At 66.2% G+C, this 15,404-nt stretch carries 13 protein-coding genes; all 13 read right to left on the bottom strand.

What is annotated here, in order from left to right; genetic code table 11:
* Window positions 1-3: 3 nt before the first annotated feature.
* A complete protein-coding gene (locus BM297_RS02960; protein ID WP_092428136.1) occupies window positions 4-1,563 on the bottom strand; it encodes a hypothetical protein in 1,560 nt (519 codons plus the stop codon).
* 15 nt (window positions 1,564-1,578) lie between these two features.
* A complete protein-coding gene (locus tag BM297_RS02955; RefSeq protein ID WP_092428134.1) occupies window positions 1,579-3,192 on the bottom strand; it encodes a hypothetical protein in 1,614 nt (537 codons plus the stop codon).
* A gap of 103 nt (window positions 3,193-3,295) precedes the next feature.
* On the bottom strand, window positions 3,296-5,209 hold the full coding sequence (locus BM297_RS02950; RefSeq protein ID WP_092428132.1) for a beta propeller repeat protein: 1,914 nt from the start codon (window positions 5,207-5,209) through the stop codon (window positions 3,296-3,298).
* A complete protein-coding gene (locus BM297_RS02945) occupies window positions 5,206-6,294 on the bottom strand; it encodes a hypothetical protein (RefSeq protein ID WP_092428130.1) in 1,089 nt (362 codons plus the stop codon). Before BM297_RS02945 ends, BM297_RS02950 begins: the two co-directional genes overlap by 4 nt.
* 13 nt (window positions 6,295-6,307) lie before the next feature.
* Window positions 6,308-6,925, bottom strand: coding sequence for a hypothetical protein (locus BM297_RS02940; protein ID WP_092428128.1), 618 nt, complete (start codon window positions 6,923-6,925; stop codon window positions 6,308-6,310).
* 2 nt (window positions 6,926-6,927) lie between these two features.
* A complete protein-coding gene (locus tag BM297_RS02935) occupies window positions 6,928-7,587 on the bottom strand; it encodes a phage adaptor protein (RefSeq protein ID WP_092428126.1) in 660 nt (219 codons plus the stop codon).
* The gene (locus BM297_RS02930) at window positions 7,587-7,988 is read right to left on the bottom strand and encodes a hypothetical protein (protein ID WP_092428124.1); all 402 of its coding nucleotides are present in this window, start codon (window positions 7,986-7,988) and stop codon (window positions 7,587-7,589) included. The genes BM297_RS02935 and BM297_RS02930 overlap by 1 nt, the downstream gene beginning before the upstream one ends.
* Before the next feature lie 48 nt (window positions 7,989-8,036).
* Window positions 8,037-8,516: a hypothetical protein gene (locus BM297_RS02925; protein ID WP_092428122.1), complete on the bottom strand. Its 480-nt coding sequence runs from the start codon at window positions 8,514-8,516 to the stop codon at window positions 8,037-8,039.
* Window positions 8,517-8,572: 56 nt separating this feature from the next.
* Window positions 8,573-9,865: a phage capsid family protein gene (locus BM297_RS02920; RefSeq protein WP_092428120.1), complete on the bottom strand. Its 1,293-nt coding sequence runs from the start codon at window positions 9,863-9,865 to the stop codon at window positions 8,573-8,575.
* A gap of 28 nt (window positions 9,866-9,893) precedes the next feature.
* On the bottom strand, window positions 9,894-10,925 hold the full coding sequence (locus BM297_RS02915) for a hypothetical protein (RefSeq protein ID WP_092428118.1): 1,032 nt from the start codon (window positions 10,923-10,925) through the stop codon (window positions 9,894-9,896).
* 170 nt (window positions 10,926-11,095) lie between these two features.
* Window positions 11,096-13,354 carry a portal protein gene (locus tag BM297_RS02910; protein ID WP_092428116.1) on the bottom strand — a complete coding sequence of 753 codons (2,259 nt, stop codon included), beginning with the start codon at window positions 13,352-13,354 and terminating at the stop codon, window positions 11,096-11,098.
* Between the two features lie 12 nt (window positions 13,355-13,366).
* Complete coding sequence (locus BM297_RS02905; RefSeq protein ID WP_092428114.1) at window positions 13,367-14,638, bottom strand: PBSX family phage terminase large subunit; 1,272 nt, start codon at window positions 14,636-14,638, stop codon at window positions 13,367-13,369.
* Entirely contained in the window at window positions 14,635-15,168 is a 534-nt protein-coding gene (locus tag BM297_RS02900) for a terminase (RefSeq protein ID WP_217648234.1), read from the bottom strand. Before BM297_RS02900 ends, BM297_RS02905 begins: the two co-directional genes overlap by 4 nt.
* Window positions 15,169-15,404: the final 236 nt, after the last annotated feature.

The following is a 15,404-nucleotide window of genomic DNA, read 5'->3' as shown; positions in this document are numbered from 1 at the left end:
CCCTTAGCCGCTGGTGATTTGCGCGTTGAGGGTGCTGGCAGCAGAAGCAGCCTGGCCGGCAATCTCGGCGAAAGCGTTGGCCGCATGCCCGTAGGCGGCGTTCCACGAACTCGCCGTGCCCTCGGTGACAGTGGCATTGTTGCGTTGAGCGGCAATCTCGCCGTCGACGGCCAGCTTCTTGGCGCTCAGCTTCAATTCCTCGATGCTGATCTTGCCGTTGAGGTAGGCGGTCAGTGCGCCCTGCAGAGCGCTGTAGGCAGCCACCTTGAGACGCCCAACCTCGGCGCCAGCATCTACACCGACCTTGGCCAGATCGGCGCGTAGCGCCTCGTACTCGCGCTGGATGCGGTAGTAATCGCTCATCGCATTCTGCAGGGCGCCGTAGGTGGATACCTTGAGCTTCGATTCCTCCAGTGCTCCAGTCGAGCGCAGTTGCTCAGCCCGCAGCTTCAACTCCTCCAGGCTGATTTCACCGGACTGGTAGCGGGTCAGCGCCTCGTTCATGGTGCTGTACGCCGACACGCGCAGCTTGGACTCCTCGATGCCGCCGGTGGCGCGCAGCTCGGCCGCCTTCATGCGCAGTTCCTCGAAACGAGTCTCGACTTGGTAGTAGTCGCCGAGCGCTCGCTGCAGGGAATCGTAGGCGGCCACCTGCAGGCGGCCCTTCTCATAGCTCTTGTCGGGCAGGCTGATCCACTGCCGGTAGAAGTCGGCCAGGGACTGCATCACGCCAGCCTTGAGGCGCAGCGCCTGCTCCTCGGCGAACTTGAGCAGATCGACCTTGATTTCCGACTCGCGGATCATCTGCGCCAGGTTGACGCCCGCAATCGCATCGGCGGCGGCCTCCTCGCTGCGAGCAATGGCGCCGACCATGGCGCCCGGCGGCAGGGTGAAGCCGCGCGCCGAAAACTCCTGGCGAATCTGGTCGGACGCGCTGTTGCGTGCCCGGTACTCGCGGTCGCGGGCCTGGTTCCAGATGGCGGTGAAGGCGGCCGGCGCTATGCCGAAGGGGTCGGTCCCGCTGATCACGCCCCACAACCACTGCTCGGGCTTGTCCTTGTTGGCGTTGGCTGCCGCCAGCTCGGGGAAGAAGCGGGTGAACCAGACCTCGGCCTGGCCGTCCAGCCACGCCAGGGTGGACTCGGCCACCTCGCCCTCCAGATCCACGACAGGCGCGCCTGGCTTGGCCACCGCTGGCGTGCTGACCGTGTGATTGAACCGCAGGTCGGTGCCCAGCAGCAGGCTGGTATCGCCGGGAGTCGCCAAGCTCGGTGCAGAAACCGCATGGTCGAACGCAGCGCCCGGCACCAGCAGGGCGCTCGGGTCGCTGGGCGCGCTCACGGCCGGCAGGGTCGCCGTGTAATTGAACTCAACCGGCGTGCCGACCAGGCTGGCAAGGTCGGTGCTGGGCGCCAGCGCGGGGGTCGAATCGGTGATGGTGTGCGAGAAGTTGGTGGAAAAGTTGGCATCCACGCGAACGATGCGACTGGCCACGTCGGACGCCTGCGAGAGCGCGGAGTTGGCCAGGGTCATCAGTGCCGAGGCTTGTGCGTCGAGAGACATGCGGTGAACTCCTGCTTACTTGATGCGGCGCTGGGCGGCGCCGGCTTCGACTTCGATACTGTCCAGGGCGGCATGGCTCGCCTCCAGCAGCTCCAGGGTGAAGGTCCAGCGGCGACCGAGCAGGCCGCGCGCCAGTGGCGCCTTGCGGGTGCCAGCGGTTCCCAGCACGCGATGGGGGTGGTGCGGGCCACCATCCACGGCGACCTGCAGGGTGGCCTGGCCGTCGGTGTCCAGCGCCAGCCACGCGGTCTGCAGACGCTTCACGGCGTTGGTTCCGAAGTCGGTGGCCGGAAACTCGGCACGGGCATCAATCGGAGCTGCTTCGTCGACCACCACGCCAAGCCGGTACACGCCATCAGCCTTCCAGGCGAAGGATGCGCCGTCGCGGCCGGTGAAGCCCTCGAAGGCGAATCCCTGGTACAGGGTGACGGCGCCGGTATCCAGCGCGACGGCATAGGTCACGTCCTCCAGGGCATCCGAGAACCGGGCGCGCGGGTTGGCCCACACGTCGCCCTGCAGGCAGGCCACCACGCGAATGACGCCCTGGTGCTCGAGTACGCCACAGGCGGCGCGCTCGGCCTGCATGGGAGCGTGCCGGGACCGGCTGGGTGCGGCGGTGCTGCCGTCGCTGCCGCCGATCACCAGCCCATGCCGGCTGAACCATGCCGCGGTGCCGTCGGGCAGGGCCACGCCAGAGCCGGCCAGGCCGCCGATGTTGTCGATGTGGCGCTGGCTCGGCGCCTCGGTTTCCACGCCGGTCAGGTGGTAGGTTCGGTCGGCCAGCACCACGAACACGCCGGAGTCAGTCGGCACTAGCGCCTGCACGTCGCTGCCGTACTGGAAGAAGCGCGTCACCGGGTTGGTCAGGTGCGGCATCATCGGTTCACTGAGGAACACATAGCGCCCAACGGCGCCGACCAGCACGGAATGGTGGCTGACCAGCAGCTCGGACGGCGGCATGGTGTCCAGATGCGCAGTGGTCAGCCGTGCCTTGTCGTCGGTCGGCGCCTCGATCAGCGCCACGCCGCCGAGGATCTGGCCCTGGTAGTACAGGCTCGCCGAGTCGGCCGGTGAGACGTACAGGCGCAGAGGGCGGGGGTCGTCGCTGATCACCTGCAGCCGGGCGCCGTCCATCGTCACCACCAGCGGCACGGCGCCGGACTCCTCGCCATCCTCGCCCAGGGCGGTGACAGCCACCTTGTACTGCCCGGCCAGACTGCCGCCCGGCAGCGCCGCGGCGGTGAAGGCCGGCGGCGGCACGTCCCAGCGCACCAGGCGCACGCCATCGGTGCGGTACTGCGCCGCCGGGGTGGACAGGTACAGCTGGGCATTCAGCTCGCTGGCGGTCAGTGGCCCGTCCGGCAGGCTGGCAGTCAGCTCGGCCACGCTGCCAGCGTCCAGGCTGTAGGACAGCAGCCGTGCGCCGTCGGCGATCACCAGATAGCGCCCCACCGCGAATGCGCCACGGCAGTCGGCGCAGGCCAGCAGCTGCTCGGCGCCGCCGCGCAGGCCCAGGCCGCCGCCCGGTAGTGGGTCGAGGTTGACCATGGCGCGCACATAGCCATCGGGGATGCGGTCGGCAGGCGACAGGTTGTCGATGCCGCCTGCCCAGTTGCGCAGAATCGCCATGCTGAATGCTCCAGTATGAAAGGTCGTGCGGTGAGGCTATGTGACTCCCCGCTTGCGGCAAGGCATGAAAAAAGCCCGCCGGAGCGGGCTTTCTCTTTTGGTGTTACGCCGTCGCCTTGATGTAGGCAGTGGCGCCAACCGGCGCTGTCACCTCGGGAACGAGGAACTCCGTAGCCGCGTTGTAGGGGTATAGGTCGCCAGAACGGAGAATCTTGGCGTAGCCGGTGGCAACCCATTGGGCGCCATGCACGGCAATATCGCCAACCATCTCGCTGGCAACTGAAGTCCAGGTATCCCCGTCGTCCGCAGAATGGAAGATGCTGGCGCCAGCGCCTACCCATTTGCCATTCGCACTGCCTTGCATCCTGCCGACCATGAGAAGGGCATCTTTGTAGGTCCAAGTAGCGCCGTTGTCGATTGACACGGCCCAAGGGCCGGTGCCGTTGTCTGCGCCACCCGCAATCCACTTGCCGATGGTGTTGGTGGATACCCAGGAGAGGTTGGGAACTCCGCTCGGATACATCACCAGCGACCAAGAAGCGCCGTTGTTCACGGATCGAGACATCTTGCCAGCCCAGCCAGTAGCTACCCAGTTCCCAGCCATGTCGGTGGCAATGTCGGTGATTTTCGTGAGCGAAAACCCGCTGGTCACGGTGCCCCAGGTAACGCCGTTGTCAGCGGAGCGATACATGGTGCCGCCGCTCCCGCCGGCCATCCAGACGCCTGCCCGATCGGTATCAATGCAAAGAGCCGGCTTGGCCGATACGGGGTTGGCCGTGAACGCCCAGGTGTTCCCGTTGTCGGTAGTGCGGTAGAAGCCGGCATCGCCGGTGACGATCCATACGCCGGTGCCATCGCCTGCGATGGAATATGCCCAGTCGTTCGCGCCAAAGCCGGTCAGGAGTGCCCAGGTGGCGCCGTCGTCGGTGCTGCGGAAAATCTCGCCACCCTTGTACTCGACAGCCATGAAGGTGTTGGTGCCGTCGTTTGCGACACGCACAACGTCCATGGCGGCAGCGCCTGCGGGGTACAGGTTCCCACCCCAAGAAGCGCCATCGCTGGGGCCAGAGCCTCCCGTAAGGCCGATCAGTGCGAACAGCTCGGGATAGGTGGCCTGCAGCTGGGTAGAGCCTGGCGCGACATGGCTTGCGCCGGGGTCACGCAGAGTCAGCAGCACGTCACCAACCGCCAGGCCATTCTGCAGCCCAGCCAGCTTGGTCTTTTCGGCATCGGTGAAAGCATTGGTGTCGGGGTTGCTCTCGTACTCGCTTTTCACCTGAGCGGCGGTCAGCTGCGCGCTCGCGCCAAGTTGCGGCACCCAGGCAGCGTCGGAGCTGTCCCACAGGTGACGTACCACTTCCGAGCCAATGCCGGCATCCACGTCGGCATAGTCGCCGTCGACGGGGGCCGGCACAGCGGCAGTCAGCGCGGCCAGGTCGACGAACAGGCCCTTGAAGTGGGAGCTTTCCAGCCCAGCCAGCTTGGTCTTTTCGGCGTCGGTGTATGCGTTGGTGTTGGGATTGCTCTCGTACTCGCTCTTGATCTGCGCGGCAGTCAGCTGCGCGCTCTGCCCGAGCTGGGGCTTCCACTCGCTATCGGAGCTGTCCCATACATGGCGCACCACTTCCGCGCCCAGGCCGGTATCCACGTCGGCATAGTCGCCGTCGACGGGAGCCGGAACGGCAGCGATCAGCGCGGCCAGGTCGACATGCAGCCCCTTGAAGTGCGAGGACTCCAGGCCGGCGAGCTTGGCCTTTTCCGCGGTGGTGTAATCCTCGGTGCTCAGCTGCTTGGCGCCATCCTTCTGCACATACTGGGTGTGCGGGACGGCGTCAGCGACATGCGCGGCGACGGCAGCAGCGGCAGTTCCGCCCTTCTCCTGCAGCACCCAGTCCTCGGCAGTCAGGGTGCCAAAGGCGATGTATTCCTGCTTGCTGGTCAGGTCGGTGTAGTGCGCGCCGATGCTCGGCGGCGCGACCAGCGGGGCGCCTGCCCCGGTTACGATGTGTTGGCTCATGCTGCTACTCCAAAGGTCAGGTAGTTGCCGTTCTGGTCGGTCAGGTGGGCGCCGTTCTGGTCAGTCAGGACATTGGTGGGAACTGCGTGGTAGCCCTCCAGGGTCGCAATGCGCTCAAGGAGGCTTTGCACCTGCGCCTGCAGGGCCGCCACTTCCTCGCCGGTCGGCAGCGCGCCGGCATCCTGCGTGGTGGTGTCGGTGTAGGTGATGATGAGGTGGCCGTTCGCGTCGAAAGAGACGCCGGCAATGCCCTTGCCGTCGGCGCCAACGCCGTCGAGCACCGGGAGCTGGCCGGCATCGAGCACGGTGCCGCTGGTCAGGGTGACGATCAGGTGGCCGGTGCCGTTGACGCTCATGCTGGCGATGCCAATCCCGTCATCGCCATCGGTGCCGACAACGTGCCCCACGTCAGCCGTGGCGCCGTCGGTGTAGGTGACGATCAGATTCCCCGACAGGTTGACCACGGCACTGCTGATACCGCGACCCTGCAGGGTGGCGATCTGGCCGGCATCCAGAACGGCACCAGTGGACAGCGTGACCAGCAGGCGATTGCTGCCGTTGATGGCAACCGACGTGATGCCAGTGCCATCGGCACCGCGCGCCTGGCCAGCATCCTGCGTCGACTCATCGGTATAGGTGGCTATCAAGCGGCCTTGATCGTTGATCGCCAGCGTGGCAATGCTGCGGCCGTCGACGCCATTGATGCCCGGCTCGCCCTTGTCACCCTGAATCTGCCCGGCGTCCTCCCATGCGGAGCCGTTCCAGACCCAGGCATGCCCGGCGATCATCCAGGCATTGCCGACGATGCCGGTAGCCGGCAGCTGGTCAACGGATGCCAGGCTGCCGAGCAGCGTGATACCGCCGCCGCGCGGCCCGGCAGGCCCACGGAACAGCATGCCGGCGCTCCAGGCGCCGGGCAGCGACTCCTTGAAGTACAGGTAGCCGTTGTCGGTGGCCAGGTAGGTGAAGCCCGCCAGCTGGGTGTTGTAGTTGGCGCGCTCGGCCAGGGTGCCCTGCTTGTCCACGCGGAACGGCAGGCCGGGATCGCCCCGCCCGCCGCGCAGTCCAGCCGCAATTACGCTCATTGGTGGTCCCCCATCAGGTCGTTACCTCTTTCGTCACGTTGATTCGGCTGATAGCGGTCACGGCATGCACGCGCCCGGCGGCGTCGATCAGTTCCAGCTCGTACACCCCGCGACGCCACGGCAGTGCAGCCGACGTGGCGGCGTCGATGATCAGCACGATCTGGCAGCCCTCGGCGTCCATTTCGATCGCCCCGTCACGCTCCATGTCCGGCGAGCTGTGCCAGCGGAACAGCACATTGCCGCCCGCGCGGTCGCGCACGGTGGCGCGGGCATGGCAGCCGGTCAGGTCGAACGGCTTGGCGTAGACCACCTGGCCGCCGCCGCGGTAGTCGCGCCAGCTGCTGCCGTTGATTCCCGCCAGCAGCACATGGTCGGCATCCACGACGCGCGACATATCGCTCTGCAGGTCGCGGGCGGCCGTGTTCAGCTGGCTTGGGGTGGCCACGCCCTCGATGCGGACGGGCCAGCCGTCCGGCAGTCCATGGGCCGGCACGTTGAGGGTGACGGGCGCGGTGTCGGTGATGGCCGCAATGTCCGCATAGAGCGGGTTGCTGGCATCCTCGGAGTACAGAAAGGCGTACTCGAAGGTCTTGCCGCGCGCGATGGTCAGGTCGTAGACGGGTGCGTTCATGGTCAGACCCAGGCCTTGTTGTGGTGGTCGGCGTCTTCGCGCGTGATGCGGCGCAGATCGCTGTCCGAGCGGGCGCCGAAGTAGTCGGTGAACGTGCCTTCGGCCATCGCGGCGCGCTGCGGGTCAGCCAGGTCGGCATCCGGAACGCTGTAGGCGCGGAACAGCAGCCACTGCAACAGCTGCAGGTGGTGCGCGCGGTGAATCTCCGGGCGCCACTCCCCGGTGCGCTCCAGCGGCGTGCGGTAGCCCTCCAGCAGCAGCACGCCATCGGCGTCAGGCTTTGGGATCAGGCGGATTGTGGTGTCACCCTGGATGGCGTACTCCGGCCGCCCGGCACGGTCGCGCCAGTCACGCAGGTTGTCGTCCAGCCACTCCTGCGATACCAGCCGGATCGGGCGACGGCAGGTTTCGCCAGCCTGGCGGTAGGCGATGTGGTCGATTTCGTACAGAGCAGGATGCAGCGGAAAGCTGCCCTCGCCGGCGTACACGTCGACCTCGCACACGTCCTCGTTTTCCGACTCATGCAGCAGGCGAGCGCGCACGCACGCCTCGGCCTCGGCCTCCTTGAGCCAGCCTTCCAGCCAGTCGGTCGGCCAGCGGTACGGATCTACCCGGTCCTGAGTGGCAATGCGGAACTCGCGCACCAGCTCATCGCGGGTCATTACACGGCCCCGAACTGGTCAATCAGGCCGGTCACCTGCTCGCGCAGGCTGGCCACACTGCGGCGCTTGTCGATGTCATGCCGGTACTTGGTCTTGGCGAATTGCTCGAGCGCGTCCTTGTCCATGTACGACACTTGGTCGCGCAGTTCCTGCAGGGCGTTGAGCTGCTCGTGCTGCTGCGCCTGCTCCCTCGCCGACTCATCTAGCAGCACTGCCGTGTCGTCGCCCTGGGTCTGCTCTACCTGCGCCGGCATCTCCTCAGGCGCAAACTCAGGATGACGCAGGAACCGGCGGGCCAGCTCGATCGGTACCGATCGCACCTGGTCAGTCTCGAACGGCAGGCCGGAACCGTAGAGCCGGTCAACGAATGGCTTGCGGCCGATGTACTTCACTACCTGCATGGCATGCTCCTCTACGAAGAAGCAGGGGGCCGAAGCCCCCTCCTCCAGTTACTGGCCGGTCAGCTCGCCGCTGATTACGATGTCCAGCTGGCTGGCCTTGGCGTTGGCAGCCGCAGCTGTGGTCAGGATCAGTCGGGCCGGCTTGGGCAGCACCACTGGCGCGTTGCTGGTGGCGTTGCGCAGACGCGCAGCAGCGGCCAGATCAAGGTCGGCGCCGAAATAGTCATCGTCCTGCGGCACTACGGCGGAGTCCGCGCCGTCCTCGTACTTGAAACCCAGCTTGCCGGTGATGGTGGCGGTCATGCCGGCGGAGATGATCAACAGGCTGTCGTCCAGGCGCATGCCAGCCGGCAGCGGGCCGAGATCCACCACATCGCCGGAGGCCAATGCGGCGCTGGAATCGGCACCGATGGCAGCGCCCGTGGCGTTGGTCTTGAGCTGGAAATGCAGGCGGGTGCTGTTGCCGTAGGCGCCTGCGGCACCGCCGAACTGGCGGGCGTGGTACTGCTTGATCTTTACGGTGGCCATGTGCGGCTCCTCATCTCGAAACGGAAGGCTGGGCCGGTGTTACCCGGCCCAGGTCATCACTTGCGAGCGCCGATGATCGGCACGGCGGTGTCGATGGCGGTCACGCCGTAGTCGGTGAACTGCACGCCGTCGCCGTGTTCGATGGCGAAGCGGATCTTCGACACGCCGCGGATGGCACCGAGCAGCAGCTCAATCTTGTCGCCGTGGTCCAGCTCCTTCTCACTCCAGAAGAACGGGATCTTCGACTTCTCGCTGGCCGCCAGCGCCTCGGCCACCGCCTGGCCGCCGAGCAGGATTGCGCGGTCAACGGCGAACCTGTCGGTGAAGCTATCCGGCACCTTGCAGCTGGACTCCGCCTCGCTGTCGTAGGCCTCGCAGTAGCGGAGGGTGTCGCCGGCATAGAAGCGGATGGGCTTGGGCATCTTGACGATCAGTACCCCGTTCCACAGGCCGGCATCCCCCATGAACAACGGGTGGCCGCCGGCCTGCTGGGCACGTGCCATGGCCGAAGCCTGCAGGCTGCGGAAGTTCGGATCGGTGGAGAAGCCGCTGTACTGTGCCGGAGACACCAGCAGCACGCGGATTGGCGAGTCGGTGGCTGCCTTGTCGCCCTCGAACACCACGGCCGGCGGCGGCAGAGCAATCTGCTCCATCACCGTGCGGACGCCGTCGATGGTGTCCATCTTCAGAAGGTCGGTGGTGGCCAGGTCGATCTCGCCGGCATTGGCCGCGAACGGCTTGATGCCATTGCCGCCGTCGGCGATGTAGTGGCGGTTCTTGGTCGGCGCCTTGACCTTGTTGACCATGATCGGCTCGAACTTGGCGTGCGCCTCGGTGGGCACGGCCCACTCGATGTTGTCGTGGAAGCCGCGGGCGCCGGCCATATGCACCAGCAGCGACTGGTCGACGTACTGGTCCATCTTCTGCTGGGCGACGGGGCGACCGAGGCGGCGGAAGTCGGCCGGGCTGCGGATGGTGGTCATGGTGTCGCCCAGGTCCAGCGGGAAGCGCGCCTGGTTCACGCGCAGGCGGTCCTCGGACAGCTTCATGCCCACGCCGCGGCCCTCGGCGTACTCGCCGCCCATGATCGGGTAGCCACCGACCGGGTTGAGCAGGTGGAAGGTGACCTCGTCGCCCTTGCCCTTGCCGAGGTCCTGGCAGCGGACGATAGGCATGTGCTGGGTGGTCTGCTTACGCAGGGTGGCTTCGGCGCCGGCGGTGCCGGTCGGCATCTTGCCGGTCAGGCGGGCCATGGTCGAATTGCGCTGGCAATGGGTGGCGAACAGGCCAACCGCCTGCTGCACCATCGCCTGCGGATCGCCGTAACCCATGTTGGTCTTGCTGGTCATGGAGTGCTCCTAATTCGGGACTGTCGGCTCACAGACTCCGGCTCAGATAGGCTTCGATCTGCTCCGGGGTCATGCTCGCCATGGCGTCGGCCAGCTCGGGGCCGCTCATGCTTGCCAGCGCCTCGTCGCGCGACGTCGGCGCCACCCGGCCACCCGGAATGTCCGAAAGGCTGGCGGGCGCCGCTGCCGCGGCCTTGGCGACGGCCTGTTGTGCGGCAGCCTTGAGGTCCGCCGGTGGTTGTTGATTCCGTCCAACCTTGAACGCATCGAGCAGCTCCACCACCTCCTGCGCGCTCCCGCTCTGAAGCACCCGCTCGTAGCCGGCGCGTACATCGGCACGCACGGCCGACGGCAGCGCATTCACCTGCGAGTCGATCCACTCAACCAGCTCCTTGCTCTCGGCGATGGAGTCAGCGTCCGGGTGCTTCTCGTAGATGGCGCGGTAGTGGGCCGCCGCGGCGTCTTCCTGCTTGTACTTCTGCAGGGACTCGATCTCCTTACGAAGATCGGCGACGCGCTGTTCGGCGATAGATACCTGGCGCTTGGCGGTCAGGCTGTCGATCTGGTCTTCCAGAGCTTCGGCCTTGTCGTCGTCGCCTTCGTAGATCGCCTCGCGGAGCTGGCGGCGCAGGACCTTGATGTCGGCTTCCTGCTCCACATCGGGAGCCTTCTGCTCGACGCTGGCAGGTTGCTGCGCTGCCGCACGGGCGGCTGCCAGCTCCTGCTCCAGGTCCTGCATGCGAGTTAGCTTCTCTTCCAGCTGACCCTTGTACTGCTGGGCCTGCTGGCGAGCCTCGGTCAGCCGCTCGTAGGGGATGGTGTGCTTGCCGTCCTTCGCCATCAGCACGGCATCGGCCGGCTCAGGCTCGGCGGCTTGCGCCTGGGGTTGCTCGCCCGACGGCTCGGGTTGCTGCTGCTCAGGGGCAGCGGCGGGCGCCTCGCTGCTGTCCGGCGAGGTGCCGGTATCGCCCATGGCCAGCTCAAGAAGCTGGGCCGCCTGCTCAGTGGTCAGGGTGCCGTCGGTTGCGTGTTGCTGGATGAAATCGTCTGCTCTGCTCATACCTGTCCCGCCACATGTCGCCGTGGCCGCATGGGTTTCAGTTGATCTCGACGGGCGATTGCCGATCGATGTAGCGGACGCTATGTGACTGGAGAGGCTGCGCAACCCCTTGGAGCAGGAACAAAAAGGCCCGCACATTGGCGGGCCAGATCGAGGATGTAGTTGGCTGGTCAGGCCTGTAGGTTGTCGTCGGGCCTGGGCGTCTCGATCCCCTGCATCGGCGACGGACCATCCTGCGGTACCGGTGGGTAGGCGGGGCTGGTGTTCTGCTGAACCCCGGGCGTGGGCTGGCTGACCTGCGGCGTCTGCGCGCCGGTCGACACCGGGAAGTTCGGATCCTGCCCGGCGGGATTCGGCCGCTGGTACCCGGCGCCCTGCATGACGGCATCGGCGATGGGGGCGATCTGCGGCATGCTGGCCACCTGCACACCAGCCTGCATGGCGCTGTAGGCCGCCTGCACGCCGATCTGCACCGCGCGCGCCTGGATCTCGGCGATCTCCGACTCGCTCTTGCGCTCCTTGATCGCCAGCTCGCGCAGCTTCAACTCCGCGCCGGACTTGGCCAGAGCATCCTGCACCGCCTGCTGGATGCGCTGCTCGACCTGCTCTGGACTCTCCTGTTGGGCAGCAGCGCGGATTGCTTCCACCACGTCGCGCTTAAATGGCACGTCCATGAGGCTGACCATGAACGGCATCATGGCGGCCTGGTACTGCGGCGGCAGCGACTTGACCGCCTCGGACATGGCGTTGAGTTGCTGGCCGCGGTAGCTGGCGGTGCTTGGTACCTCCTCGAGCGCCACTTGCAGACGCGTGCGCAGCAAGTCGTTGCTCAGGTAGTGATAGCCGCTGACTGGATCGACCTCGGGCTTGTTGATGACCACCGTGCGATCTTCGCGCACTGCGTCACCCTCGATGACGACCACCTGCTCCTGATCGCCCAGGTCGTCGATGATCATCGACAGCAGCAGCTCGCCGACCATGCTTCGCGCGGCGCGGAAGTTATCCATCGCCCGTGCCAGGGACTGGTTCGACTGCTCCACCTGCGTCTGCTCCTGCAGCCCAGACGTAGCCGTGCCCTGCTTGCCCATGAAGCCCGCAGTGACGGCCGAGACTCGCTGAATCGATTGCCGCGCATCCTGCATCATCTGGAAGTGCTGAGCGTTGAGCTGGAAGTCGCGCTTGACCTCAAAGCGAGCGCCATTGCGCCCCATGTGATCGGCGTCCAGCACGATGTCCGCATCCACGCGGGCGATCTGCCGGCGGAACTGCGCATCGCTCATCGCCACCGCGCCCTTGGTCCGCTCAGTGCGCACTGCGGACAACCCCCAGCGCAGCTTGCTGATGCCGCTGTTGAGCGAGTCCTGCGGATAGATCATCCCGCGCACGTAGCCGTAGGGCACGCCCGTGGTGTCCTCACGGAAGCCCCAGAACGGCACGTATGGGAAGTGGCTGTGGCTGTACGGGCTCGGGGCATCGTCCAGCAGGTGCGGGCCGAGCCAGTAGCTGCGGCGCACGCGCGCCACCACCGCCATCTGCGGCACAGTCGCGCTCGAGGCGACCGCCACCTGGTGCGCCAGGTGGCCCTCGTCGAACTCCACCACGCGGCCGTCCGGCGTCTTGATGACCGGCACACGAACCCAGCGCCGGTACCAGACCTCAGCGACGCAGACCTCCTTGCTGGTCGGGTTGTACCAGCGCTCCTCCAGCGCGGTCCACGCGCGCGCCTCGGCCCAGGCATTGTTCAGTCCGGTCGAACTGCCGCCGTCTGCCGCTTCGATGGCCTGTTCAGCCCACCAGCCGGGACCGTGTCGATCGATGCTCAGGATCAACTCGCGGTGCTGCGGGAACATCAGCGCCAGCCGCGACGGATGCAGCCAGCGTTGCCGGCGCAGGTAGCGCGCATCGGAAAGATCGGGCTCCTGCGCGGCGAAGTCCCAGTGGATCTCGTTGCGGTGCACGGCCTGGCAGCGGTAGGGGAACTTGAATGGATCGCTCTCGCGGCGTACCTCGACCCATCCGATACCGACGGCGATCTGGCCGCGGAACGCATCCGAGCAGGCGCGGTCGGCGCGGCTCTCGCGCTCGGCCTGGTTGAGCTTGTAGTTGAGCGCGTCGGCCACATCCTGCCCGCCGGTACCGCCGGCAGCGGTGACGCGCCAGTCGGTACGGATGGTCGCCTCGTAGCCCTGGATCGACAGCAGTGCCGGGCCTATCAGGTCCTCGACCGCCGGCGGTATACCCAGCTCACGCTGCCGCTGGAGCAGATCGCTGGCCAGCTGGTTGCCGTCGGCATAGTCCATCTCCCGGTCGGCAGTCGTTCGCCAGCGCGGCTGCTCCTCAATCTCCGCCATGATCTCGGTGTATTCGTTCAGGTTCAGCGCCAGCTCGTCAGCCGGCGCCTCAGGGGCCTTGATGTTCGCGGCGTCCATGGGGTTCCTCGGTCAGGTGCGCCAGTCCGGCGGTGGGGCTTCTTCATAGTCATCGGCAGCGTGAGCGCTCGGCATCTGGTGCACAGCCTGGCCGAGATAGCGGAACGCGTCGGCGCCGTGGCTGAACTCGTCATGCAGCGGCGCCATCGGCTCGCCGGTCTTGGTGTGGATGTCGCGGCGGTAGCGCTTCAAGCACTCGACCAGCCGGGCAGTCCGGGCCTGATCGAAGTAGCAGCGTGGGAACAGCAGGCGCGCCGACTTGATGCCCTCCTCCACGCTGGTGGCCGACTGCACGACCACCTGCCTGCGGCCCAGCTCGCGCAGCAGTTCCTCGGTGCTCTTGCCGGTCTGGAAATTGCGCGTGCGGCCGTCGTGCGGCAAATAGTCGACGCCCCAGCGGTACGGGCGCCGCTCCAGCTGGGCCACGTACCAGTCCAGGGTGCGGTTGCTGTCCTCGAGGTAGTCGATGATCCGCACGTCCTGCGGACCGCGCTGCGCGAGGATGATCGTCATCGCGTCGTTCCAGCCCAGATCCCAGATGGTGTGCACGGGTAGCAGCGGGTCATATGGCACCGGGCACACTCGCCCTTCGGCATACAGCGCGTCGATCTCGTGCCGGTAGATTGCGCCTTCGGCCACGCGCCGCGGTTTACCCTCCCATATGTGCTCGTAGTCTTCCTGGCTGCTGGTGCGCTTCGCCTTCTTGCGTTCTTCGTTGAGCACCTCGGGGAACCACGGGTTGTCACGCCAGTTGACCTCGCACACCCAGGTGTCGCTGCTCGGTGCGGCGATGAACCTGACGTAGGTGTCATCAGTGTCCATGTCCGGGTTGAGGGTCAGCCAAATTTCGCTGCCCTCCTTGCGGATCGTCGGGATCAGCACGTCCCACGACTTCTTGGAGACGCCGTGCGCCTCCTCCACCCACACGATGTCGACACCCTCGAACGACTTAATCGAGTCGACCGTATGGCTCTGCAGGCCGCTGAACAGGAACAGCGAACCGTTGGCCCCGCGGATCTCGCTGTCCAGCACCTCGAAGAACGCTTCCAGGCCCAGACGGACGATGGTGTCCTTGAGCAGGCGGTGAACCGAGTCGCGCATCGACTTCTGCACCTCGCGGGCGCAGAGGATGCGCAACGGCCGGTCGGCTGCCATCACCAGCAACACAGCCGCCACAGCCCACGACTTGCCGCCACCGCGGCCACCGTGCATCACCTTGTAGCGCCTGGGCTGGAACAGCGGCGCCAGTTTCGCGGTGAGCTGCAGTCGAGTGGCTGCCGTCATGCGTCCTCGGCCTCGCGGCACGGCGGGTTGACGAACTCGATGGCCACGCGCGCCTGGATCGGGCCGCCGTCAGGGCCGGAGTGCTCGGTCTGGATCTTGTCGCGCCACTTCGCCGGCTGACGATTGCGCAGCCAAAGCGACGCCGCAGGGGTATCGGGCGGGTAGTGCTCGACGTACTCCTCGCGTACTACCTGGTTGGCAACGGTCATGATCTTGACGGCCGTGTGGCTGTACCCGAGCGCACGCTGGTAGAGGCGATCGGCCACTTCGGCGTCTGCGATCAGCTTTCCTCGCGTGATGGACTCAAGAAATTCGGGATGCTGCTTCTTCCACTTATTGAGCGTTTGCTCGCTCACCTCGAAAACTGACGCCAGCTCTGCATCAGTTGCACCCAGCAAGCAGATCTTCCGCGCCTGCTCGGCGAACTCGGCGCGGTACAGGGTCGGCCTGCCTACAGGGCGCGACTTGCCGGCATCCTTCTTGGCTGCCGGTTTGCGTGGCTTGGTGGTCTTGGCGGGCGTATCGCTCACAGTGCCTATCCTCGATCTGGATCGAAGGTAACGCTATGTGACTGGCCCAAACGAGCAAGGGCATCGAATTCAACTCCATGGCACAAAAGTCCAGGGGATCCGATTGATGTGGGGGTAGCCGGGCAATTATGTTGGGCGCAAATGGATTGCTTCATTCGGGAGAGGTTGATGACGCTATTACGCCAAGCAGGGGACTACCCGAACAGGTCGGTCGTCGAGTACGCCACGGTTGAAGT

Origin of the sequence: Geopseudomonas sagittaria (genome assembly GCF_900115715.1) — a bacterium.
Lineage (GTDB): Bacteria > Pseudomonadota > Gammaproteobacteria > Pseudomonadales > Pseudomonadaceae > Geopseudomonas > Geopseudomonas sagittaria.
The sequence above is the reverse complement of the archived record's forward strand: the minus strand, read 5'-3'. Positions and strand labels throughout refer to the sequence as shown.

What these genes read in the sequence shown, in the direction of transcription:
- BM297_RS02950 (WP_092428132.1), bottom strand. Translation starts at nt 5,209, where the DNA reads ATGAGCCAACACATCGTAACCGGGGCAGGCGCCCCGCTGGTCGCGCCG.
- BM297_RS02925 (WP_092428122.1), bottom strand. Translation starts at nt 8,516, where the DNA reads ATGGCCACCGTAAAGATCAAGCAGTACCACGCCCGCCAGTTCGGCGGT.
- BM297_RS02940 (WP_092428128.1), bottom strand. Translation starts at nt 6,925, where the DNA reads ATGAACGCACCCGTCTACGACCTGACCATCGCGCGCGGCAAGACCTTC.
- BM297_RS02960 (WP_092428136.1), bottom strand. Translation starts at nt 1,563, where the DNA reads ATGTCTCTCGACGCACAAGCCTCGGCACTGATGACCCTGGCCAACTCC.
- BM297_RS02910 (WP_092428116.1), bottom strand. Translation starts at nt 13,354, where the DNA reads ATGGACGCCGCGAACATCAAGGCCCCTGAGGCGCCGGCTGACGAGCTG.
- BM297_RS02930 (WP_092428124.1), bottom strand. Translation starts at nt 7,988, where the DNA reads ATGCAGGTAGTGAAGTACATCGGCCGCAAGCCATTCGTTGACCGGCTC.
- BM297_RS02935 (WP_092428126.1), bottom strand. Translation starts at nt 7,587, where the DNA reads ATGACCCGCGATGAGCTGGTGCGCGAGTTCCGCATTGCCACTCAGGAC.
- BM297_RS02915 (WP_092428118.1), bottom strand. Translation starts at nt 10,925, where the DNA reads ATGAGCAGAGCAGACGATTTCATCCAGCAACACGCAACCGACGGCACC.
- BM297_RS02920 (WP_092428120.1), bottom strand. Translation starts at nt 9,865, where the DNA reads ATGACCAGCAAGACCAACATGGGTTACGGCGATCCGCAGGCGATGGTG.
- BM297_RS02955 (WP_092428134.1), bottom strand. Translation starts at nt 3,192, where the DNA reads ATGGCGATTCTGCGCAACTGGGCAGGCGGCATCGACAACCTGTCGCCT.
- BM297_RS02945 (WP_092428130.1), bottom strand. Translation starts at nt 6,294, where the DNA reads ATGAGCGTAATTGCGGCTGGACTGCGCGGCGGGCGGGGCGATCCCGGC.
- BM297_RS02905 (WP_092428114.1), bottom strand. Translation starts at nt 14,638, where the DNA reads ATGACGGCAGCCACTCGACTGCAGCTCACCGCGAAACTGGCGCCGCTG.